The sequence below is a fragment of the Wolbachia endosymbiont of Trichogramma pretiosum genome (genome assembly GCF_001439985.1).
Classification (GTDB): Bacteria; Pseudomonadota; Alphaproteobacteria; order Rickettsiales; family Anaplasmataceae; genus Wolbachia.
Map to the genome: position 1 here is coordinate 135,408 of NZ_CM003641.1, position 22,560 is coordinate 157,967.

29 protein-coding genes and 1 pseudogene are annotated in these 22,560 nt (G+C 32.2%); 15 read left to right on the forward strand and 15 right to left on the reverse strand.

Annotation, left to right across the window (positions count from 1 at the left end; genetic code table 11):
• Positions 1-173: 173 nt before the first annotated feature.
• From wTpre_RS00640 to wTpre_RS06075, 6 genes are all read left to right on the forward strand, one after another.
• Positions 174-611 carry a hypothetical protein gene (locus wTpre_RS00640; RefSeq protein ID WP_083495754.1) on the forward strand — a complete coding sequence of 146 codons (438 nt, stop codon included), beginning with the start codon at positions 174-176 and terminating at the stop codon, positions 609-611.
• A 94-nt stretch (positions 612-705) separates the two neighbouring features.
• Positions 706-876 carry a hypothetical protein gene (locus wTpre_RS05565; protein ID WP_157054998.1) on the forward strand — a complete coding sequence of 57 codons (171 nt, stop codon included), beginning with the start codon at positions 706-708 and terminating at the stop codon, positions 874-876.
• A 299-nt stretch (positions 877-1,175) separates the two neighbouring features.
• Positions 1,176-1,550, forward strand: a complete 375-nt coding sequence (locus wTpre_RS06060; RefSeq protein ID WP_256359297.1) for an ankyrin repeat domain-containing protein — start codon at positions 1,176-1,178, stop codon at positions 1,548-1,550.
• A complete protein-coding gene (locus wTpre_RS06065) occupies positions 1,547-1,717 on the forward strand; it encodes a hypothetical protein (protein WP_245609460.1) in 171 nt (56 codons plus the stop codon). The genes wTpre_RS06060 and wTpre_RS06065 overlap by 4 nt, the downstream gene beginning before the upstream one ends.
• Positions 1,718-2,249: 532 nt before the next feature.
• Positions 2,250-2,903: an ankyrin repeat domain-containing protein gene (locus tag wTpre_RS06070; RefSeq protein ID WP_245609461.1), complete on the forward strand. Its 654-nt coding sequence runs from the start codon at positions 2,250-2,252 to the stop codon at positions 2,901-2,903.
• A 266-nt stretch (positions 2,904-3,169) separates the two neighbouring features.
• Complete coding sequence (locus wTpre_RS06075) at positions 3,170-3,646, forward strand: latrotoxin-related protein (RefSeq protein ID WP_245609462.1); 477 nt, start codon at positions 3,170-3,172, stop codon at positions 3,644-3,646.
• Between the two features lie 494 nt (positions 3,647-4,140).
• On the opposite strand, the gene ubiA is transcribed toward wTpre_RS06075, so the two are convergent.
• Genes ubiA through nusA form a run of 4 tightly spaced genes read right to left on the reverse strand, consistent with a single transcriptional unit; the run spans position 4,141 to position 9,274 of the window.
• Positions 4,141-5,028 (reverse strand): 4-hydroxybenzoate octaprenyltransferase, encoded by an 888-nt coding sequence (gene ubiA, locus wTpre_RS00655; RefSeq protein WP_068651202.1) that lies wholly within the window; start codon positions 5,026-5,028, stop codon positions 4,141-4,143.
• Positions 5,029-5,031: 3 nt separating this feature from the next.
• Positions 5,032-5,382: a ribosome-binding factor A gene (locus wTpre_RS00660; protein ID WP_068651204.1), complete on the reverse strand. Its 351-nt coding sequence runs from the start codon at positions 5,380-5,382 to the stop codon at positions 5,032-5,034.
• A 9-nt stretch (positions 5,383-5,391) separates the two neighbouring features.
• The gene (infB, locus tag wTpre_RS00665) at positions 5,392-7,713 is read right to left on the reverse strand and encodes a translation initiation factor IF-2 (protein WP_068651206.1); all 2,322 of its coding nucleotides are present in this window, start codon (positions 7,711-7,713) and stop codon (positions 5,392-5,394) included.
• Between the two features lie 7 nt (positions 7,714-7,720).
• On the reverse strand, positions 7,721-9,274 hold the full coding sequence (nusA, locus tag wTpre_RS00670; protein ID WP_068651208.1) for a transcription termination factor NusA: 1,554 nt from the start codon (positions 9,272-9,274) through the stop codon (positions 7,721-7,723).
• Positions 9,275-9,383: 109 nt separating this feature from the next.
• On the opposite strand from nusA, the gene wTpre_RS06080 reads away from it, so the two are divergent.
• Positions 9,384-9,653, forward strand: a complete 270-nt coding sequence (locus tag wTpre_RS06080) for a hypothetical protein (protein WP_245609463.1) — start codon at positions 9,384-9,386, stop codon at positions 9,651-9,653.
• Positions 9,654-10,048: 395 nt separating this feature from the next.
• On the opposite strand, the gene wTpre_RS06085 is transcribed toward wTpre_RS06080, so the two are convergent.
• The 6 genes from wTpre_RS06085 to wTpre_RS06110 form a co-directional block, all read right to left on the reverse strand.
• Positions 10,049-10,381 (reverse strand): hypothetical protein, encoded by a 333-nt coding sequence (locus tag wTpre_RS06085; protein ID WP_245609464.1) that lies wholly within the window; start codon positions 10,379-10,381, stop codon positions 10,049-10,051.
• A gap of 155 nt (positions 10,382-10,536) precedes the next feature.
• Positions 10,537-10,776, reverse strand: coding sequence for a hypothetical protein (locus wTpre_RS06090; protein WP_245609465.1), 240 nt, complete (start codon positions 10,774-10,776; stop codon positions 10,537-10,539).
• Between the two features lie 128 nt (positions 10,777-10,904).
• A complete protein-coding gene (locus wTpre_RS06095; protein WP_245609466.1) occupies positions 10,905-11,228 on the reverse strand; it encodes an efflux RND transporter permease subunit in 324 nt (107 codons plus the stop codon).
• Between the two features lie 228 nt (positions 11,229-11,456).
• Positions 11,457-11,996 carry an efflux RND transporter permease subunit gene (locus tag wTpre_RS06100; protein ID WP_245609467.1) on the reverse strand — a complete coding sequence of 180 codons (540 nt, stop codon included), beginning with the start codon at positions 11,994-11,996 and terminating at the stop codon, positions 11,457-11,459.
• 24 nt (positions 11,997-12,020) lie between these two features.
• Positions 12,021-12,164, reverse strand: coding sequence for a hypothetical protein (locus wTpre_RS06105; RefSeq protein WP_245609468.1), 144 nt, complete (start codon positions 12,162-12,164; stop codon positions 12,021-12,023).
• Between the two features lie 14 nt (positions 12,165-12,178).
• Entirely contained in the window at positions 12,179-12,385 is a 207-nt protein-coding gene (locus tag wTpre_RS06110) for a hypothetical protein (RefSeq protein ID WP_245609469.1), read from the reverse strand.
• A gap of 161 nt (positions 12,386-12,546) precedes the next feature.
• On the opposite strand from wTpre_RS06110, the gene wTpre_RS00680 reads away from it, so the two are divergent.
• Complete coding sequence (locus tag wTpre_RS00680; protein ID WP_068651210.1) at positions 12,547-13,197, forward strand: hypothetical protein; 651 nt, start codon at positions 12,547-12,549, stop codon at positions 13,195-13,197.
• A 3-nt stretch (positions 13,198-13,200) separates the two neighbouring features.
• On the opposite strand, the gene wTpre_RS00685 is transcribed toward wTpre_RS00680, so the two are convergent.
• Complete coding sequence (locus wTpre_RS00685; protein WP_068651212.1) at positions 13,201-13,938, reverse strand: type I glutamate--ammonia ligase; 738 nt, start codon at positions 13,936-13,938, stop codon at positions 13,201-13,203.
• Positions 13,939-14,264: 326 nt separating this feature from the next.
• On the opposite strand from wTpre_RS00685, the gene dnaA reads away from it, so the two are divergent.
• A complete protein-coding gene (gene dnaA / locus wTpre_RS00690; RefSeq protein WP_068651214.1) occupies positions 14,265-15,647 on the forward strand; it encodes a chromosomal replication initiator protein DnaA in 1,383 nt (460 codons plus the stop codon).
• Positions 15,648-15,805: 158 nt separating this feature from the next.
• Complete coding sequence (secF, locus tag wTpre_RS00695) at positions 15,806-16,681, forward strand: protein translocase subunit SecF (protein WP_068651216.1); 876 nt, start codon at positions 15,806-15,808, stop codon at positions 16,679-16,681.
• Positions 16,682-16,686: 5 nt separating this feature from the next.
• On the opposite strand, the gene wTpre_RS00700 is transcribed toward secF, so the two are convergent.
• A complete protein-coding gene (locus wTpre_RS00700; RefSeq protein ID WP_068651218.1) occupies positions 16,687-17,211 on the reverse strand; it encodes a TIGR02281 family clan AA aspartic protease in 525 nt (174 codons plus the stop codon).
• A 113-nt stretch (positions 17,212-17,324) separates the two neighbouring features.
• Between wTpre_RS00700 and yidC the strand changes: the two genes are divergently transcribed.
• From yidC to nusB, 3 genes are read left to right on the forward strand one after another with little or no spacing between them, the layout of a single operon-like run.
• Positions 17,325-19,034, forward strand: a complete 1,710-nt coding sequence (yidC, locus tag wTpre_RS00705) for a membrane protein insertase YidC (protein WP_068651220.1) — start codon at positions 17,325-17,327, stop codon at positions 19,032-19,034.
• Positions 19,012-19,440: a 6,7-dimethyl-8-ribityllumazine synthase gene (locus wTpre_RS00710; protein WP_068651225.1), complete on the forward strand. Its 429-nt coding sequence runs from the start codon at positions 19,012-19,014 to the stop codon at positions 19,438-19,440. Before yidC ends, wTpre_RS00710 begins: the two co-directional genes overlap by 23 nt.
• Complete coding sequence (nusB, locus tag wTpre_RS00715; RefSeq protein WP_068651227.1) at positions 19,440-19,922, forward strand: transcription antitermination factor NusB; 483 nt, start codon at positions 19,440-19,442, stop codon at positions 19,920-19,922. The genes wTpre_RS00710 and nusB overlap by 1 nt, the downstream gene beginning before the upstream one ends.
• Here nusB and wTpre_RS05570 read toward each other — a convergent pair.
• The 3 genes from wTpre_RS05570 to dut form a co-directional block, all read right to left on the reverse strand.
• Positions 19,905-20,156 (reverse strand): hypothetical protein, encoded by a 252-nt coding sequence (locus tag wTpre_RS05570; protein WP_157054999.1) that lies wholly within the window; start codon positions 20,154-20,156, stop codon positions 19,905-19,907. The genes nusB and wTpre_RS05570 overlap by 18 nt on opposite strands.
• Positions 20,157-20,404: 248 nt before the next feature.
• Positions 20,405-20,710 carry a hypothetical protein gene (locus wTpre_RS06115; protein ID WP_068651229.1) on the reverse strand — a complete coding sequence of 102 codons (306 nt, stop codon included), beginning with the start codon at positions 20,708-20,710 and terminating at the stop codon, positions 20,405-20,407.
• A gap of 126 nt (positions 20,711-20,836) precedes the next feature.
• On the reverse strand, positions 20,837-21,298 hold the full coding sequence (dut, locus tag wTpre_RS00725; protein ID WP_068651231.1) for a dUTP diphosphatase: 462 nt from the start codon (positions 21,296-21,298) through the stop codon (positions 20,837-20,839).
• A 569-nt stretch (positions 21,299-21,867) separates the two neighbouring features.
• Here dut and wTpre_RS07355 point away from each other — a divergent pair.
• Together wTpre_RS07355 and wTpre_RS06120 are read left to right on the forward strand one after the other, a co-directional pair.
• A pseudogene (locus wTpre_RS07355) lies at positions 21,868-22,162 on the forward strand (hypothetical protein).
• A gap of 102 nt (positions 22,163-22,264) precedes the next feature.
• The gene (locus tag wTpre_RS06120) at positions 22,265-22,459 is read left to right on the forward strand and encodes a head-tail connector protein (RefSeq protein WP_157055000.1); all 195 of its coding nucleotides are present in this window, start codon (positions 22,265-22,267) and stop codon (positions 22,457-22,459) included.
• Positions 22,460-22,560: the final 101 nt, after the last annotated feature.

Genomic DNA, 22,560 nt, shown 5'->3' on the forward strand with positions numbered 1-22,560 from the left:
ATGGAGAATATGGAATAGGAAAAAGTGAATTAGCTAGAAGCTAAGCATATAGTAAGGAGAGTAATATTTGGACAAAAGTTATATGGATAAATGCTAAAACATATGACACTCTTTTCAATTCATTTCGTAATTTAGCTAAAGAATTAGAAATTCCTACAGAAAATGATAATGATATGGATTTTAATGTTGTTCGAGATAGAGAAATAGAATCTATTGTCCAGGATGTGTACCAGTATTTTCGAGACGTAAAAAGTCTTTTCATCTTTGATAACACCATTAAGTATAAGGAGATCGAAAAATTTTTACCATCCTATTTTCCTAATTTGTTTTTTCATGGAGAAAAGCCTTGCGTTTTAATTACTTCTCGTAGCAAGAATTGGGAAAAAGAAATAGAAAAGACACAGTTGAATGATGGATTTTCTCTAGGAGAAGCTATAACATTTATTGAAAGAACCTTAGAAGTAAAAGATAGGTTACAGGATTACTATCTAGTAGAGTTAGCACAAATATTGGGCTATCTTCCATTAGCTTTGACACAAGCAACAGCATGTATATTAAACAAGAAAAGATTAATGTTAGTGAATATCTCAAACTCTATAATGAAGAAATGAAAAAAACCGAATCCTGATTATCTTGAGGCTCTAGGTCTCAATAAAATAAGAAGAGAAAAATGTTGGGTAGCAATCGCATGATATTGTATCATATATGGCTTACTTGGATCCCAATCAAATTGATATAGAAGAAATTTTCCTCCAGAAGAAATCAGAAAAAGGTAAGCAACAAGTTTTGGATTCTCTTAATCTACTCAATAAGTTTTTAGTGATTGAGATAGAGGAGTCAATAGCAAGAGTTCATAAAGGGATAAAAAAACAGTAAGAGTAGAGAAAGAACGAACAGGAATAGAAGAAGAAACTTTAAGAGAAATGATGACATCATTCTGACTTATAAATCCAAATGACATTATATCTGTTTGGAGTCATGCAAGTAAATATGACAGATTAGTTAATGAATTTATTGATTCTATTTATGATAGAAGTACTATCTTACATTTACTAGCCAAAGATGGTAATGAAGAAGTTATTAAGCTGATATTAGAGAAAATATAACCTGATAAATTAAGCAAAATTATTAATGCTATTGATGAAAGGAATTTTACTTCTTGAGATTATGCTATCATACATGGTCACTTAGGTACTGTTCAGCATCTTGTAAGGAAAGGGGATGATATAAATCTAAATAACACAAAAGGTATGAATCCTTTGCACTTTGCTGCCGTATATGGTCACTTAGATAGTGCTAAATACCTTGTAGTGCAAGGGGCTATAATAAAATTATTAAACAAAGATAGTATGCGTCCTTTGCACTTTGCTGTTATATATGGTAGACCGGATATTGTAAAATTTCTTGTAGAGAAAAGAACTAATATAAATCTATGTAGCAAAGAATTTGAGAGTCCTTTGCACTTTGCTGTGATGCATGGTCAGTTAGATATTGTTGAACACCTTATAGAGAAAGGAGCTAGTATAGATAGACAAGGTGAAAAAATATGAGTCCCTTGGACTATGTTATTGTATATTCTAACTCAGAAGAAATTATTTATTATCTTGAAGATATGCACTTATCTCCAGACTTAAAAACACAATCACATAAAAGAAACCTAGAGACATTTGATGAACATACACTACCTAAAAAAAAGAAAATTAAAAAATATAAGTGAAGCATTGCAATTTGAAGATAAAAGCACGGTTAACTTAACTCATAGGTCACCTATATCTTCATTTAATAGCGTCTCTGTACAACCTGCAAACAAGGACTTAAGACTATAATTTTACAGTAAGCTATTTAATTTATGAAGGGAGTTTCAAAAAAAAGAGAAATAAAGTAATAAATTGATATAAATTCACGTAGAACAAATGGTAGACCATACGATCTCAAAATAAAATCTTCTTACAATAGCTAGTTTTGGTTGCGGAAGTGATTGTATTATCTAAGTTATTAGTAATATATACTATTAAGTCAATATTAATTCGTTAAGAACTTTCATTAAAGATTATCAAAAAAACTTCTAAATAGGGATTGACAAGTTTTAGAGATGGAGTGCTTTATGAAAAGTATATTGAGCTATTAATTTTTTATGTATCATAAATATGATAGTGAAAATATTTTTCTTTATATTATGAGGTAGCTGTTTTATTCAGAAAAAGATTTTTTTCTTACTTTGAAATTTAGTGGTTTTTATGGAGGTTTAAATGATTAATGAATTATTTGCTGCTGTACGTAGTGGAGATGCTAATCAAGTTGCGGATCTTATCAATAAAGGGCATGATATTCATGCCAGGGACAATAGAGGCAATACTCCTCTACATTTAGCTGTTCTTGCAGATAAATTACAGGTAGTAGAAAAGCTTATAGAGAAAGGGGCTAATGTTAATGAGAAGAATAAATATGACAATATCCATCTGCACTATGCTGCAGGTTATGGTAGCTTAAGTGTAATAGAAAAGCTCATAAAGGAAGGAGCTAATGTTAATGAAAGAAATAAATATGGTAATATCCCTTTACAATGGGCTGTAAGTTATGGTAGGTTAAGTATAGTAGAAGAGCTTATAGAGAAAGGAGCTGATATTAATGCTAAGAACAATAATGGCAGTATTCCTTTGCATTGGGCTGTTAAAAGCAGTCATTTAGAAGTAGCTAAATTTCTTATAAGTAATCATGCTGACGTTAACGCTAAAAATAAAGATGGTTGGACATCTTTGCACCTTGTAGTTGCTTATGGCAATTTAAATGTAGTTAAGCTCATTCTTGATCAAAGTGATTATGTTGATGCTAGAGGAGCTTTAGTCGTGGCAAATACGCTTAATGAAGAAGACAGCTTAGAAATACGAAACCTTCTAGAATGAAGAATAAGAATAAATGAAGAAATCACCCAACATCTTAACTTACAAGAAAAAAGCAGCTCCCTATCAACACGTGTCCATAATCTCCGTAGTATTGTAAAAGAAGATGAAAATTCATTGAAAAATGATAAGATAGGCCCTAATAAAATAGGAGTTACAAGAGGAACAAGTAAGCCATCTTCATTTATCAATATTTTTGCTTACACTACGGCAGATGCTATTAAAGGTGTTTTTAGTTTGTTTCTTCTCCTTTTAAGGCTGCTATAAGTATGGAACCTTCTAAAGCTATTACAGTTCAGGGTATTGATAACAACGGTATACTTCTTTTATTAGATGTATTTATAAGGAAAATCACAGGTCAGAAGTATATTTCCACAGTAATTCAGTCTATATCACCATTAGAAGCACAGGGCTATGCATTAAGTATTATAGAGGAATTTGAGAAAGTAGTAGAGCAAGCTGCATTAAAAAGTGGGATATCAATGCATAGGTTAAATATTGATTGTGTAGAAATGCAGAAAGAGGTTACTGAAAAAATCACGGGTGGTAAGTTTAATGAGATTTTAGGATTTTTTAACTCATATATAGTAAATCAATCAATGCAACGGATATTATACAATAGAGATAGTACATTAGAAGTTGAAGAACAGCAAATAAACTTAGAGCCTCAAAGTTATTTAAGTAATACTTCTGTTCAAGGTCATTTAATTCAGGATAGAGGTTTAATAAATCAAGGTAAGGATTAATTCCTTAGCTTTTTGATTTCATCTAGTAAAAGGTTGGTAATTTGATCTTATAACATCAATGGGCACACCAGCCTTTACTTTGTATGCATTCAAGCAATGTGTGACTATTACGCAACCTAAAAAAATAATCATATACTTTCTTCCATAGAGGAAAATCTTTTGCTCTACTGGTAAATACCTTTCATTATGCATTGTATAACATTAATAATTGTTCTTATTTTGTGCTTTCTTGGCCACACCTTGTGCAACTCTTCTTGGCTTAAGAAATTTCCATTCTTTGTCACTTGGATATATTTTTTATTGATCCTATCATATTATCTTTCTGATTTCCTTTCAAGATATGTTCTAAAAAGTAGAATCCGTTCAGCAGGGTGACAAAATAAGATAGAAAAGACAGCCATAGAAATAAATGGTGTCATTCCAATATGATGCTTTGTCTGTCATCCCAGTACTTGACACTGGAATGACAACATTTTTGCTTCGATATTTACACATTAGCCATGCATCTGAACGTATACAAAAGTAGAATTTATAATTCTATCTAAAAGGATACCAAAAAAGAGCAAGAGTCCTATCTGGGAATTATTTTTAAATATGGACATGCATTGATTAGAATCTTCTGGATTGAAATTTTTATGTTGGTGGTGAAATATGAATCCTATGGCAAGTAAAGCAATATAAAAGATGTTATTTAATGATGATAGTATACCAGCGTACAACCATGCCATTAAGGATATTAAGTAAAATTTTTTCAACCAAGACTTTGTTGTATTGCCAAAATATAATGCAGTAGATTTCATTCCTAATTTCTCATCATCTTTTTTATCTTGATGAGCGTATATAGTATCATAACTAAGCGTCCAAAAGACGCATCCTATATAAAATAGCAAGGATTCTATGCTAATCTGGTTTGTTATTGCTGCTGAACCCATGAGTGATCCCATGTTAAAAGTAAACCCTAAAAACAATTGTGGCCACCAAACGTAACGCTTTAGCAAGGGATAGATAACTATCATGCACATTGAAACTATTCCAAGTATAAGAGTAGTTTTATTGGTTAATAATAAGATTACCAGAGCAATATACAGTAACAGTGAAAGTAAAGCCAAAGCTTGCTTTATGCTTAATGCACCATTTGCAAGTGGTCTATATTTTGTTCGTTCAACATGTGCATCTATTTCTCTATCGAAGATATCATTGATTATGCACCCTGCGGATCTCATTAAAAATGCACCTATAGTAAACAAAACAAGGAGAAAAAGAGCTTGATACGATAGAGAAGTTGATGCTAAAAGAATGCCGCTTAAGCTAGAAAATAGCAGAAGCCATAAACCTGTTAAACAGTGTATTCTCATTAATGAGAAATAATGGTTGAAATACATTAATTAAGTGTGATTATGTAATATTTTGCTTACATTGACAAAATTATCGAATGTTAAATCAGGCTTAAAAACCAACTCAGGTATAAATCGCAAATCAACATAACACAATATAGATTTACGTATTGACCATGCAGATTGGTTCATTTCACTAACAACAGTGCTGACATCATCATTATCATTTTGGATGTTTAATGAAGATAACACAATATATACATCTGCTTTCTTCAAATCTTTGCTTAGCTTTACATCAGATACTACTACTTTTTGATTAAGAATATTACCCTCCATTAAGACTTTTGATATTGCCCTATGTAATACCGATGCTACCTTTAGGTTTCTAATTTCCTTTTTCATATTCAACTACTATAACGTCCTTTCTTCTTGCACTAATTGATAAGCTTCCAAAATATCTCCAACTTTAATATCGATATTACCCTCTAGCGATATTCCGCATTCAAAGTTTACACCTACTTCTTTAACGTCATCTTTAAATCTACGTAGTGCTTTTAATTTTCCTTCATGTACCAATTTGCTGCTACGTACTACCTTAATTAAAGAATCTTTTTTTATAACTCCATCAGTGACATAACATCCGATTATATTACCGGCTTTGGATGCATTAAATATTTGCCTTACAGATGCAGAACCAACACGAACCTCTCGTGTAACAGGCTTTAACATTTTAGTTAGATACATCCTCATGTCTTCAATAAGCTCATATATTATATTGTAAGTATGTATTTCTATACCTTTTTGTTTTGCTAATTCTCTTATTTTTGAATCCACTTTTACATTAAAAGCTAAAATTACCGCGCTTGATGCTTCTGCAAGTAGCACATCTGAATCTGTTACTCCTCCTACTGCTTTGTGTAGAATATTTAGTTTCACTTGGTCTTTACCAAGCTTATCAATTGAGCTTGATATTGCTTCAATAGAACCAGTGACATCGCACTTTAAAACTACAGATAGTTCTTCTATTTCACTATCATTACGACTGAATATATCTAAATTATTGTTGTCTAAATCTTCTTTTTTTTTCTTGATTAATTCTAATCTGTATCCAACAATTTCACGAGCCTGCTTTTCAGAGTTTACAACAACAAATTTATCTCCAGCATTTGGTACACCATTTAAACCAGTAACTTCAACTGGAGTAGAAGGTAGTGCCGCTTTTTCTCTTTGACCAAGGTGATTAATCATACTGCGTACTTTGCTGTATGTTGTACCAACTATCAATATGTCACCAATCTTTAATGTTCCTTCTTCAACTATTAATGTAGCTGACATTCCTTTAGCTTTATCTATTTTCGACTCTATCACCCATCCAAGTGCTCGACAATCCTCTATTCCTTCTAGCGTCATTAATTCAGCAATTAATAAAATTGCCTCTTCTAGTTTATCTAAGTTGATTTTCTTTTTTGCCGATACTGGCACAATTATAACATCACCACCAAGTTCTTCGGGGATAAGGTCATACTGAGGCAAACTATTAATTATTCTTTCTACATCGCCAGGTTGTGATTTATCAATTTTATTAATGGCAACTATAATAGAGACATTTGCTGCTTTTGCATGGTTTATTGCTTCAACTGTTTGTTTCATGATTCCATCATCAGCTGCAACTACTATTACAACTATATTAGTAATATTTGCACCACGTGCACGCATTGCAGTAAACGCCTCATGCCCTGGTGTATCAATGAAAGTAATTTTTTGCTTATTTTTTGTCGTTAATTGATAAGCACCTATATGTTGAGTGATGCCACCTGACTCTCTTTCTGCAACGTTAGATTCACGAAATGCATCGAGCAATGATGTTTTACCATGATCCACATGTCCCATAAAAGTAACGATAGGTGGTTTTGGTTTTTTAGGTAAGTTTTCTCTGTTGCTTATGAAGAGTAAATTCTTTTCTTTATCAGCATCACTCAATCGTTTAGCTGTATGACTAAATTTTTTTGCTATTTCGCATGCTATATCTGGATCTACTAGATCATCTACTCTATAGCTCTCACCAACTTCTTCTTTGAGCATTTTTAGCACACTCATGCTATCTTCTGCCATACGAATAGATAACTCCCTGATAGTTATTTTGTCTGGTATAATAACTTCTCTTGATATATTTTTACCCTTAGCAAACTTTGATTGTTTACTTCTTATACCAAATTTTTGCTTAAATACAGGGAGGTGTTCATTTCTTTCATCTATTGCCTGTGTAATTACTAGCTTAGAATGCTTAGAATATATATCTTTGCTAGCTTTGAAAGACTTTTTATCATTGTTCTCATATTCAATACTATCTTCTTTTTGTTTAACTGAGTTAGTATTACTTAAAACTTCCTTATTTACTTCTTTAGGTAAAGAGTGTGATTCATTTTTGTCTTCAGCTTCTTGATTACTTTCTTCTTTTTTTATTTTTTCTTCTTGTTCTCTCTGATTCCTTTCTTTCAGCAAAGTAGCATTCTGTACAGCATTAATGCGAGAAATTTGTTCTTTTTCAGTTAAAGAGCCTAATTTACTCTCGTCAAATAAACTACATTCTTCTGCAGAATGAATTTTTCTTCTTTTTTTTACTATTGTAGTACCAGTACTTTGACTGTCTAAAGAGTTTAAATTAATATCTAGTTTAAGCTTGCTTAAGCCCTGTAGGGTTAATTTTTTATTACTGATATCTTCATTATTCATATTGTTTTTATATTAATCCAAGCTTTTTACGTGCTTCTATGATTATTAAATCTGCTGTATCTTTTAGATTTTCTTTATTATTAGTTGAGGAAGAGATTATGCTACAAAATTCATAATTTGATAAATCTGCTATGTCCTCTAAAGTTTTAATATTATGTTTACTAAGAGTAATTTTATTATCTATTGATAAGGCTAAGTTGATTACATCGTCTTCCATACCTAAACTTTTTAGTTCTTCTATTTTTCTATCATTCTCCGCTTTCAGGTAATCATTTGCTCTATTATGAAGTTCATTTGCAATATCTTCATTGAATCCCTCTATTGAAGCAAGTTCCTTAATTGAAGTATTAGATATATCTTCTACACTTGAAAAACCTTCTGTTACCAATAATTGGCCCATAATCTCTTCTAAGTTTAAAGCTTCAGCAAATAAAACTGAACATTGACTAAATTCTTTATTTCTTCTTTCTGATTCTTGCTGAGTGCTTAATATCTCAATTTTCCATCCAACAAGCTCTGAAGCTAATCTTACATTCTGACCCTTTTTTCCTATAGCCAAGCTCAATTGATCTTCAGCAACTATTAACTCTATACAATTTTCATTTTCGTCAATAATGACCTTTGATACTTCTGCAGGAGTAATGGCTCTAATAACAAATTGACCCAAATCTGATGAGTAATGTACGACGTCGATTTTCTCACCGTTTAATTCGTGTATAATAGTTTTTATTCTATCTCCTTTAACTCCAACGCAAGCACCTACTGGATCGATATTCTTATCAGATGAAAAAACAGCAACTTTAGATCTTGAACCAGCGTCTCTAGCTATACCTTTAATTGTTATCAATCCGTCAGCAACTTCTGGTACTTCTTGATTCAATAATGCCTCTAAAAAGCCTTCATGAGTCCTAGAAAGAATGATTTGACGTCCATCGTCAGAGCGCTTAACAGCTTGTATGTAAGCTTTAACCTTATCACCTTCACGAAATGACTCACCACCAATTAAGTTTCGTAAAGGGAGGTATGCTCCAATTCCATTTATGTCTACAATAAGATCCGAATATTCTACTTGTTTAACGATGCCATATCTCATTTCTCCCACCTTATCTTTAAATTCCTCATATTGCTTTTTTAACTCTTCATTTTTGATTATTTCAGAAATCTTTTGATGGGCAATTCTTGCTGAAACAAGATCAGTGTTAAGAGAAATCAACTCACTAATAGTATCTCCAACTTTTGCATCTTCTTCTATTAACTTAGCTTGCGTCAGCTTAATTAAGTCACACTCACTTTCATTTGATTCATCATTAATGACTTTTAGTTGTCTATACGAGGTAACTTTGCCTGTGTTTCTATCTATATTAACTACAATCTTACTTTTGCTACCATACTTTTGTTGAGCTACTGCTTCGATAGCACTTTTAAGTGCATTTATTATAATATTAAAATCTAAACCTTTTTGAAGTGAAAGCTCCCCCGCTGTTTTTATTACATCAAGGCTTCCAACTATGTTATTTTTGTTGCTTTTCTGCTTAACACTGCTTTTACGATTAGCAATCATATAAATAAATCCAATTTAATTAGTTATAATTATAGCTTCAACAGGTAAAGAACGCTATCCTAAATCTTAGATGATTGCTAATTTAAGTCAAGTTTTTTCATGTCTTTGTATGATAAGTAATGCCGTAGTAAAGAATAAAGTTAAGACCGTTGCAGCCAATATTCCACTTGCTATGGTTGCTGAAATATTAACCCACCACTGGCTTGATGGAACATCATATGTGATTTGTAGCGTAAAAAAACTGATATTTAACCTAGTAATCATCGGTACTAAACCAAGAACTGTAGTTGCAACGGTAAGTAGTATTGTCCTGATACAAGAAATTAAAGCGTTTATTATACATTGCTTAATTTTATTTTTGCGCACCTTAATTTGCTAATTAAAGGCATAAAGCAACAGTATACTATTATACACTATAATTCCTGCTAAAGCAATTAGCCCCACTCCACACATGACAACTACAAAAATTTTCTAAATAAGAAAGAAAATGAAAAATACACATGTTGTTGATAAAAACACCGCTGTCATTGTAATTGCTAATATAAAAGCCTTTAATAAAAATGCTCCTGATTTTTGTTGATCTTCCTTGTCACGTTTGAAATCAATCTTTACTCCTTCACTACAGTCTTGAGTAATCGAATTTTGAATGAACTTAACTCTTTCATCAACAAGATAGCTAGTATCAACATCAGCAGAGATTGTTACTGTGCGTGATCCATCAATCCTACTTATTGTGTTTGCCTTTTTTTTCGGGAACGTATTTTACTATGCTTCTCATAGAATATGGTCCATTTGCTGTATTTTTGCTGTATTAATAAAAAGGTTATCTATAGTTTTTATGTTGCGATTCTTTCTGGGAAAGCGTAGTACAATATCAATTTCTTCATCTACGTTATTTGGTCTATATTTTCCAATTAATACTCCATTTGTAACCATCTTTATAGAATCACCGATGGTTGCAATACTTACTCCAAAGCTTGTAGCCTTACTCTTATCAATAATCATATTCCACTCTATTTCAGGTGCTGATCTACTATCTTGAATATTTATAAATCCAGATGAAGGTTGGTCCATAATTTTTAGGATTTTCTCTGCTACTGAATTCAAGTTGGATGCACTTCCGCTTAAGTTAATTTGTATTGGCTTGTCAGCTGATGGTCCTGACTTTTGTTCCTATACATCAATCATTACTCCTTTTATGTTTTGTACACTACTCCTTATATCATTTAGTATTTGCTTAGCTTTGCGCCTGCAGCGCCAACCTACAAGTTCCAATTGAATTTTGGCAATAACGTTATCTGAAAAATTTCCTGATCGAGCATAAAAACATAAAATTTCTTTTTTAACACCCAAATATTTTCTTCTACTTTCTTAAGTATCAAATCTCGTTCTTTGGCTGATAAGCTTTCTTTTACTTTAACGCTGATTAAAATGTTATCTGAATCTACATTCGGAAAGAACTTTAATCCAGGACCAAAAGTAAAATATAATATACTAGACAAAAATAAAACAAATACAATAACACATACAAATTTTGGGGTGATCTAAGACTTTCTCTAACATACGTACATAAGTACTTATTATAAGCCCAGTATTTTTACCTCACCACTTTCTATAGCACTCATTCTTATTATTTCTTTTTTTTTGAAGTTATTGAAGGTTCACCAAATATTGCACCAAGTGTTGGTATAAAAACCAAAGCCATAATTAGCGATCCAGTTAAAGTTAGAGTTATTGTAATTGGTACGTACTGCATAAATTTACCGACTGTATCGGGCCAGAGTAATAGAGGGAAAAACACTGCTAATTTAGTTAATGTTGATGATAAAACTGGATAGAACATATCATGAACTGAGGTGCAAAAGGCTTCTACTTTATCCATGCCACAAATCATCTTTCTATCAGCATATTCGCTGATTACAATTGCATTATCAACCAGCATCCCAACTGCCATAATTAGACTGAAGAGCTAAACTATATTTAGAGTAATACCCATTAGGTAAAGAGCCATTATTCCTATGAGAAAGGAGCCAGGTATTGATAGTGCAACAAGAATAGCAGCCCTTTTACCATAAAGAGCATTATTATGATTAGTATTAGTAATACGTCAAATACATGCCATTTTCCAAGTCTTCAAGCACATCACGTACATTTTTTGACTGGTCATTCAAATAAACTACTTTTAAATTTCAGGTAATTGATCTTTTGCTTTGTCCATTAAGTATTTTACTTGATTTACCGTGTCTATTATGTTTTTTCCATTACATTTTGAAATTTCTAGCACAATACTAAGTAGTCCATTAATACGAGCAAATCCTTGGTGATCTTCAAACCCAAAGTATACTTTTGCTATATATGTGATTCTCAAAACTGCATCACTTTGAGATCTAATAGGAATATTCATAACATCTTCTATGTCTTTTAATAACCCTGATATTTTAATCGAATATTTACCGGTATCATTTTCTAGTGATCCAGCTGATACCAATCTGTTGTTGTTTGATATAGCTTGAAATATCTCATTTGACCGAATGTTATATTTTGTTAGAACTGTAGGTTCAATTATAACTTTCACTGTTTCTTTATGCATACCTACCACTTCAACTTTAAGAACATTTGGCAGAGATTCTATTTCTTTCTTTAGTTTGAGTGCTATCTCAGTTAAAGCTCTTTCCGGCAAATTACCAATCAAGCCAACGTTTAGTATCGTAAATAAGCTCAAGTCTATTTAATTGATTATCGGAGATTATCCTTCAATAGGTAATTTTGATTTTATATTTAAAAGCTTTGAACGGACGTTATCAAGCACTTCTTTGTTATCATATTCTGTACCAAACTTAATTATCATATGAGCAACGTCATTAGTTGCAAGTGCCTTTAGCTCTCTCATGCCCTAAATGGAACTTAGTTCTTTTCTATTGGAATAGCTAATAACTTTTCACTATTCTCTACAGAAATACCAAGAAACTCAACAAATACGCTAATTATAGGAATCTGTATATCAGGATTACTTTCTCTTGGCATCTTTATATGAGTGTATGAGCTGAAGGTAAAAATCACGATAAGCAATAATATTGCTGTTCTATTCCTCTCTACAAGTAAGCTTTTCATGCCAAACATTATGCATATTTATATCATATTATAGCTAAGATAAATTATATGTTAATTAATCCTTATATTTCTTTATGTAAATGACTAAAATTTTTATTGCTTTGCAAGCGTGAGAAAATTTCTATATAATATGACTTTAGTGTGGTATTTGAGGTGTTATTATGGCAGCAGTTTTAAGTGTGACAGAAGGCAAGAATAAAGTGATCGTATCTGGGTTGGTTGGTGTTTTATCAACTTTAGTATTTTTGACGGTGATTCACATTGCTGCAAAGATAGCCATTATAGTCACTGCTACTGCAGTTGCTTATGCATTACTTTCATTGCTTAATAAATTAGGACCTAAGTCTGTTAAAACTGATGATATGTCAGAAGATGAAGGGTATAGCAGTGTTGATGAAGGTGAAGAAAAAGATACCATAAAAGAACTAAAAATAACTGAAACTGAGCTAGAAGGAGGATTAAAAAATAAAAGAGCAGAAGAAGAAATGAAAAATGGACTACCTAAACGTATGGATTTCGCAGGTAATTCACTTTCTAAAAGTGCTGATACTAAAGATAGTCATTTCGTTTCTAGTGCTACAAATATTGTTATAGAACCTTTATCTAAACACATTGATGTGTTTGGTAATCCACTTCCTGAGCAGCCACCGAGCAACCTTACCAATATAGGGCTTGGATCATCTGAAAGTACGCGGAAACTATATGCTGCAGAATGGCTATTACAGCATGGGAACATAAATAATGATGTGAGGAAAGTGCTGGGATTGACAATTATCTCAAAGGACTTTAATGGATTAGGGTTTAACAGGTAGTTGCTATATCAAACTCTCCATCTTATATTGAGGATCAGATGCAATGCCATATACTCTATTTGGCGGGGCAATTTTGTTCTCTATACCAAAAACTATACCTTCAATTATTGCTGTCAGTACTTTTTCAAGATTACAATCTGCTCCAGGAACACGGTGCTCTAGGCGGTATCTTTTGGAATCGTTGCCAAAATAGGGAATTCTTATCGCAGCAGTTCTGTTATTTACTCCCCAACTAATTGTAGTTGGAGTGTGAATATCTGGGTGCTGAAATCTTAAATATGAATCACCATTTGGAGCAAAAAATAGCATATGTTTTTTCATCATTGCACATAATCCACCTATGCTGTGAATCAGGTGGTCACTATATTTTTGCTTATTGCCATAAAATAAGTTATGATTATTTGAATCCATGAGGCTAAAATTTACATTTAGTGCGCTGCCTGCTCTGTCCAAATAAGGTTTTGCTTTAAAAGAAACATTGCCCCCAAGTTTTTGTCCTACTTCAGTAAGTAATTGTTTTGCCAACTCAAAATGCATAATTAAATTATCAGAGCTCGTATAACAGTCACTTTTTATCTCATATTGGTTTAAAGAACTCTCTTTCTCACAAAAAAATCCAAGAGAAGCTATTTTATTTTTGATGCTATTCAGAAATAAATATTCTTTTTTTATTCCCTCAGTGTAAAACTCCAGTTCAATACCGAATACAATATTATGACTCAAATTACTTAATATAATCACAAATTTACTTCAATAAATTTATACTAAATCAGCTGTATTTATAAAGTATTTTACTTATTTATCAGTCAATTTAATATCTCATTTATACATAATATATTACTGTTTTTTTTTAAATATACTTCTAATCCTTGGTAAAAGCGACATTTACAAATTGATTGTTTTTATTTCAAAAAAATGATCAATTTTAGTGCTTTTATACTCTTTACAACTCGTCAAAAAATCCACATAATTTTAGGTGTGTATTAAGTAGTGTTAGCTTTTTATCTTGCAATAAGCTATTGATTATCTTGCATCTTTCTGATTGTTGTTCTTTCTTGGTGTGGTATATGAACTTGACTAACCCTAAGGCTTCTACTATGTTTTTTGATCGGATTATTACAGTAACGGACCACAATGTTACTTGGGAAAAAATCCAAAATTATCTCCATAATCTCTATGGAGAAGCAACATATAACAGCTGGCTGAGTTCACTAAGATTTATCAGTAACAGAAATGGAGAAGTTTTGTTGTCTGTGCCAACAAGATTTATAAAGGAGTGGATTACAGTTCACTACATGGAGAAAATATTATTATTATGGCAAAGCGAAGATCAAAGTGTATGTTCTATTGATATTCAACTAATTGAAGAAAGAAATTCAAATTCTAATACGATACTAAAAAATAGAGAGGAAAATAATCATAATCTTGGTTCACCACTAGATACCAGATTCACTTTTGATAATTTTGTGGTAGGAAAGTCAAATGAGTTAGCATTTACAGCGGCAAAGCGTGTAGCGGAATCTATAGATCCAATATCAGGAAGTAACCCTCTATTTCTATATGGTGGAGTGGGACTTGGTAAAACACATTTAATGCATGCTATAGCTTGGTACATAGTCAATTCTCTGTCAGCAAAAAGAAAAGTGGTATATTTATCAGCAGAGAAATTTATGTATCAATATATTACAGCGCTGCGGAGCAAAGATATTATGTTATTTAAAGAGCAATTTAGATCAGTAGATGTATTGATGGTAGATGATGTGCAATTTATCAGTGGTAAAGATAGTACACAAGAAGAATTTTTTCACACTTTCAATGCGTTGATAGACCAAAATAAACAATTGGTTATATCAGCTGATAGGTCTCCTAGTGATCTCGATGGAGTAGAAGAAAGAATAAAATCGCGACTTGGTTGGGGACTAGTTGCAGATATTAATGAAACAACTTTTGAATTAAGACTTGGTATATTGCAGGCGAAAGTGGAACGAATGAATATGTATGTTCCAAAGGATGTCCTAGAATTTTTGGCAAGGAATATAAAATCCAATATAAGAGAACTAGAAGGAGCATTAAATAAGGTTGCTCATACCTCTTTAATTGGAAGAAGTATGACAGTAGAATCAGCTAGTGAGACCCTAATTGATCTTCTTAGGTCAAATCATAGGTCAATCACAATAGAAGAAATACAGAGAAAAATAGCTGAATTTTTCAATATAAAGGTTGCAGATATGCAATCTAATAGAAGGCTTCGCAGTCTTGCGAGGCCGAGACAAATAGCTATGTATTTTGCAAAGAAGTTTACGCAAAAAAGTTTACCAGATATTGGAAGAAATTTTGGTGGTAGAGATCATGCTACTGTTATACACGCAGTCAAACAAGTGGAAAATTTCATAAGAACCGACCCAAAATTTGCTGATGAAATCAATCGATTAAAAAAGATGTTTAAGTAGCACTTTATTAATGACAACCAAGCTGTTTTCATTTTTTTTGATCAAATATCTTTTTCAAGTAGATTAAGTAAATCAAAGATCATTATCAATATAAGTTAGGAGAAAATAGCTAGTCGATTGCTTAAAAAGTGTATAAAATCACAATTTAAGTAGGAAGTATGGCAATTAGACTTATTCCAGATAATCTTGATATAAGATTTAGTAAATACAGAAATTTGACAGCACTTGTTAGCGTTATTCTTATCATTTTTTCAATGCTTGCTTTTATGCTGCGTGGAATGAATTTGGGTATAGACTTTACAGGTGGAATTTTGATAGAGATACAATCTTCAAGCAAGGATGATGCTATTCTCAGTATATTAAAAGAGAGTGGATTTACGATACAGAGTTCAAAAGCTGGTGATAACTTAGTTGTGCGGTTTAAAGATGAGGAAGATGAAGATAAAATTAAAAAGGTTAAAAGTATATTAGAGAGCAAATTAGGTAATTTAGTAACTTATCGCAAAATAGATTATGTTGGTCCACAAATAGGCTCAACGCAGATATTTGAGGGGATATCAGCCATGTTAACTGCAATTATTGGAATATTTTTTTATGTTTGGCTTAGATTTAACTGGCAGTGTGGACTTGGTGGAATAATAGCACTGATCCATGATGTGATTTTAACTCTTGGCTTTATCAGTTTAACGAGTATTGAGTTTAATATTTCATCAGTTGCAGCTCTCCTTACCGTGATTGGCTACTCAATCAATAACTCAGTGGTTATATATGATCGAATTCGAGAGTATCAAAAAAGTGGAAAAAATACAAAAATAGATGAAGTAGTTGATGCCAGCATTAATTCGACGCTATTTCGCACTATGTTAACTTCAGGTACTACTCTTCTTGCCGCTCTTCCATTAGTGCTAATTTGTACAGGTATGGTCAGAGACTTCTGCTTAATCATTTCTTTTGGCATTGCAATCGGAACCTGTTCCGCAATATTTATCTCTGCTCCTATATTGACCTGCAGAGCGTTGATAAGTAGAGTATAGAACGTTTAACTACGATATAATATTAGCTTGTTATCCCTAATAGTGAAATGAAAATATCTCAAAAAGCTCATACCAAGTAATGAATGGGACATAGAGTGAGTATTAACACTAGCGTGCACATCATTAATTAAAAAATTTCCTATTTTAACTTGAGGTATTTGAACTACTCCAGCTTTTATTTGACCTTTTGCAGTTTCATATATTTTAAAGTCTTGAATGTTTTGTAAGTTAATACCAGCATGTAACGCATCTTTTTGTGATAGAACAATATCAGTTGCTCCGGTATCAAGCAAAAACGTTATATTACGATCATTGACTTGAGCTTGAATATAAAAGTGTCCATCGTATGACTTTGTAAATTCAATACTTCCGCCATTTTGAACCCTTCCTTTGTACGGTAGAAAAGTGCTTAGAAACCTATTGCTTAGTTTATCCCCTTGTGAATCAATAAACATTGCAGTAATGACTATTATCAGTAGCCAAATAACTAGATTTTTTGCTGCATTCATATTATGAAAATTTGAAGCCATAAGAGTGAATTTTTAAGATTAGCGTTAAAAGCTATTATTAAAAATAGGTAAATTTTATTGTTTTAGTACAATATTTAATATATTGTTTAAGGAGCTGTGTTCGATTTAATTTCATGTCAGAAGCAAAAAATTTAATTTTAGCAATAATTCTTTCTATATTGATTATAGTATTATGGTATATTATTTATGATAATTTTCTTAACACGAGTCAAAGCCAACCATCGGTTGAAAATATTGAACATATCGAATCTTCTAACGACCTTGCTCCTGTGGTATACCAAAATCGTTCTGAAATTATTAATTCTACTAGAGAACAGAGAGTTAATTTAACCAATAGCATGCTTGAAGGATCAATTTATCTGAAAGGTGCAAGGTTTGATGACTTAATCTTAGCTAACTACCACTTAGAACCGAGTTCTTCTTCTCCACAAGTGGTGTTACTGTCACCTGCAGAATCAAAAGATGTATATTTCGCAGAATTTGGGTGGCTCGATCCGAGTGAAAAAATTAAAGTTCCAGATTCTAAAACAGTATGGCAAGCGGATAAACTCAATCAAAAAGAGGTCAATTTATTTTGGGATAATGAAAATGGCATTTTATTTAGAATGAAAATTATCCTTGACGATAACTACATGTTTAAAGTTGAGCAAATTATTGAAAACAATACAAAAGGTAATGTGGTTTTGGTTCCCTATGGTAAAATCAATCGTAAACGTGATAACATTAACGAATCCTATTGGATATCACATGAAGGAGTACTAGGTGCATTTAACAATAAGCTAGAGGAGTGGACATATAAGGGTATTTCTAAGAAGCGTTTAATAAAGGCAAGCACGAGTGGAAAAAATTGGTTTGGTTTTGCTGATAAATACTGGCTTACAGCCATCATACCTGAGAAATCAGATAAAATAAATGTGAGCATTAAACACACGAATGTTAATAACATTGATAAGTTTCAAGCAGATTTTGTTAGACCTTACATACACGTACTCCCTGGTACAAGTGCTTCTACTCTGAACTACTTTTTTGCTGGGGCAAAGAAATTGAATTTACTTGATTCTTATAAAGACACTCTCAATATACCTTTGTTTGATAAGGCTGTAGATTTTGGTGTTCTTTATTTTATAACCAAGCCGGTGTTTTTACTGCTTGAATATTTTAACTTTGTTTTGAAAAATTTTGGCTTGGCAATATTATTGTTAACTTTAGTAATCAAACTTTTGATGCTTCCCTTATCTAATAGATCATATATTTCGATGTTCAAGGTGAAAAGCCTGCAGCCTGAATTAACTCGTATAAAAGAGTTGTACAAAAATGACAGCTTAAAGCAGCACAAAGAGACAATTGCGTTGTTCAAGAGAAATAATGTAAATCCAATGTCGAGCATTTTCCCTATGCTCATACAAATACCAGTATTTTTTGCTCTGTATAAAGTATTATTTGTTACTATAGAGATGAGACACGCCCCTTTTTATTTGTGGATTAAGGATCTTTCAGCTTCTGATCCAACAAACATTTTTACATTATTTGGGTTGTTTAATTATAACTTTCCTATTTCTATAGGCATTTTACCTATAATTTTCGGCGCTACCATGATAATTCAACAGAAGCTAAGTGAGAAAGATCAAACCAGTAAAGATGATATTCAAGTAAATATTATGAAGTTTTTACCTTACATTTCTGTCTTTATTTTTTCTTCTTTTCCTGCTGGCCTGGTAATATATTGGATATTTAGTAATATTATAACTCTGGTTCAACAATCATTGATAAAGTTGCTTTTAACAAGAAAAATGGGGATGAATGTCGAAAATACTAATAGTTAATTCAATTTACCACACTGAAATAGCGAAACTTTTGCTTGAAGGTGTAGTTGATAGATTAAAAGAAAGTCATGCAAGCTATGACATAATTGAAGTTCCTGGTGCATTTGAGATACCAGCTACAATTCTCTTTGCAGTAAAAAGCAAGAATGCTAATTATGACGGTTATTTAGCTCTTGGGTGCGTGATTCGAGGTGAAACTGATCATTATAAATATGTTTGTAAAGGAATAATAAAAGGCTTAAATGAAGTTATTATGCATTATGGAATACCCCTTGGTATGGGCGTAATTACCACTGACAGAAAAGATAAAGCACTAATTAGAGCTGACAAAAATAAAAAGAATGTTGGTGGCCATGCAGCCTCAACTGTTTTGCATATGATAGATCTACACAATAAATTAAAATAATGGAGGAAAAACCAGTAGATAAAAAGTGGCGCATAAAAAGAAGTACGGCAAGATTTCTTGCTGTACAAATTGCTTATTCAGATATTTTTGTAAGTTACAACAAAAGCACTTTTAAATTGGAAAATTGTGAGCTTAAGGACTACATAAGTACGTTGAAAGATATATTTGAATGTGAAGAATTTGAACACCAGTTCTTAGAAAACTTGTTATGTAAGGTTATAAAAAGCAGTGAAGAATATGATAAAATAATAGAGTCTTATTTACACCCAAGCTGGTCACTTTCACGATTAAATCTTATAAGCTTATCTATTTTGCGTATTGCAGTATGTGAGTTAATTGATTTTGATACACCAGCACCAATTGTTATTAATGAATATACTAACATTGCATCTGATTTACTTGATGCTCCAAACAAAATTGGCTTTATTAATGGGTTGTTAGATAAGGTAAAGGATGCAGTCAGACTAAATAAAAATCCTTAGTAACTTCTCGTAAGGTATTCGTTCAGTAGGATGGCAAAATAAGATAGAAAAGACATCTATAGAAATAAATGGTGTTATCCTATATGATAGCAGTGCTCCTTTTTCTGTCATCCCAGTGCTTGACACTGGAATCGAGATTGCAAGTAATGCATTCGGTTTGGTAAATATGGATTTTGCGTTATAGAATGAAACACTTTTGGTAAATTTATCAAGAAAACTGGATCCCAGTGTCAAGCACTGGGATGACACCACTTGAACGGATACTTTGAGACAGCTTCTATAATAAGCTTAAATAACTAACACTAAAAAATGAAGGGCAGACTTATTTAGTCTACCACTTTTATACTTAGTTGGATAATGATCTTTCTTCCTTTTGTTGCTCAATTCCTGGTGATCTAATAATTGAGCTTGGCACAAGTCTAATAATGAGTTTTTTAGGACCATTTTCTTCAAAGCCTAAACCTAATGTTTTTAACTTTTGTTCATCTTCTACTTTCTAAGCTAAAATCTATAAGATCCTCATCGAGGATAACACTGCCATCTTGATTCTTATTTTGGTTGTGTTTTTTGATATACCCAAAATCTTCATTTTTTACTTTCAAAAATAGATCTCCTTTATTACTTCTCATAACAATGTTCGGAGTTTTAGGCTCAGATATTTTATTGTTTTTGATGATGGAATATATTGCTAAACTAACCAGTGCAACAGCAGCAAATGCTAAAACACTTATTCCAAGTGGTGCAGCTGCAAAAACTGCAAGTGGCACTAAAAGCGAAGTTGAAGACACTCAATAAGGTGTTGAAAGTACTGCTGCTTTGCCTATAACATACAGAGAAGTAAGCGCTACAAGTGCAATGTTCGTTTTGTGACAGTGGTTTTTTAAAATTGACATAATTTCCTCTTAAAAAATGAACTACCTACCGCTTGAGCCAAAGCCCCCTTCATTGCGGACGGTTTCTTCTGTATAGAATTCTTCTCTGTCATCCCAAATTACTTGAGATACAGGAGTAATGAGGATTTGTGCGATTCTATCTCCTCTTTTTATTTCATATGGTTGATTACTTAGATTGATTAGGCAAACTTTAACTTCACCTCGATAATCGGAGTCTATAGTACCCGGAGAATTTAAGACAGTGATTCCATGTTTTGCAGCCAGTCCAGAACGTGGGCGAACTTGCCCTTCAAAACCGTTTGGTATTGCAATTACAATGCCAGTTGGAATAAGTAACCTTTCAAGTGGATTTAAAATAACAGAGTCGTCCAATGCAGCATAAAGATCCATACCAGCACTCTGCATAGTTGCATAACAGGGAAGAGGTAGGCTTTCGCCATATAATAACTTTTTTATTTCTACTTTAATTTTATCTCTTTGCATTTTTATTCACTATTTATGAAAATTTTATTGTAGCATGTAAATTATGGCTGTAAAAGATAAGAAAACTACTTGACAAACTTTTCAGCTTCCTTACCATAAAGTTGAAGCAATTTTATTGCCTTCAATCTATGCAGATTAAACGACAAGAGTATTATACAGTTGGCCTCTTATAAATGCGCTATGTGCACTTTGTGTCCTCACAATAATTTCTAGGTTTTTACCTAATATAAGCTGAACCGGGCTCATAAAATGTTTAAATACAGTATAGAACGCCAATTTTTAGGATTAGAGAGTAACAACTGGCTAACGCTTTTGCCTTTTTTTTGGTAAATTTATTAATGTTTATACAGAGGGTGTCATTCCAGAGCGTGACGCTGGTTCCTGGATCTCACTGTCTGGGCACTGGGATGAGAAAAAAAAGGGCTACTTGAATGACACACTTGAATTTACACTATAAAGTTAACCTATTTGGTGTGCTGCTGTTGTTTGCAGTATTGTAGTGCTAATTTTTTATTTAGGTAGTCTTTTTATTGTCATTATAATTACAAGAATAGTTGAGGCCAATTAATATGAAAACTTTTGCGAAAAATTTTCAAGGTAAGGAAAAAAAAAGCTAGAAGAGTTCAATGAGAAAGTAGAAGACATATCAGCTGTAGCTCAAGATAAGTTTGCACACCAACTTGAAAATATCGCATGTGAAAGTGTGCAGAAATTTTGCAGTCTACTTGCGAAAGAAATAAACTCCACTTTCAATAACACTCATTCTCAGAATGTCAATCTACTAAAATTCGGCTTAGTAAACCTGATCAATAAAAATGAGAAACAGCGTTAATACGTTTTCTTCTCAATATACTTGTACGATAGAGTTGCTGCTGCACTTTAATATTAAGTGATAACTAAAATAAGTAAGATTTTTTATGGATAAGTCTTACTTATTTTAGCTATATATATAAAAGGAGGGTTGTTATGTCAACAAGACTAAAGTATCCAATCATAAACATACAACGTAAGTCTAAGCCTAAATCCTTTCCAGTAACTTTAGGAGAGGTTAAATCTTTTTTACGAATTGAAAATGATCAAGATGATAAGTTGATTTCAAGTTTTATTTTTATGGCAAATGATTATGCTCAGTGGCATATGGAAAAGTCTCTAGTAAAGTAAACGTGGCAAGTTTCATATGAAGGTTATATATCTCGTAGAATCTATTTAAGCTATGTCCTGTGAATAAAATAATATTGGCTACTGATAAGAATAAAAAACTT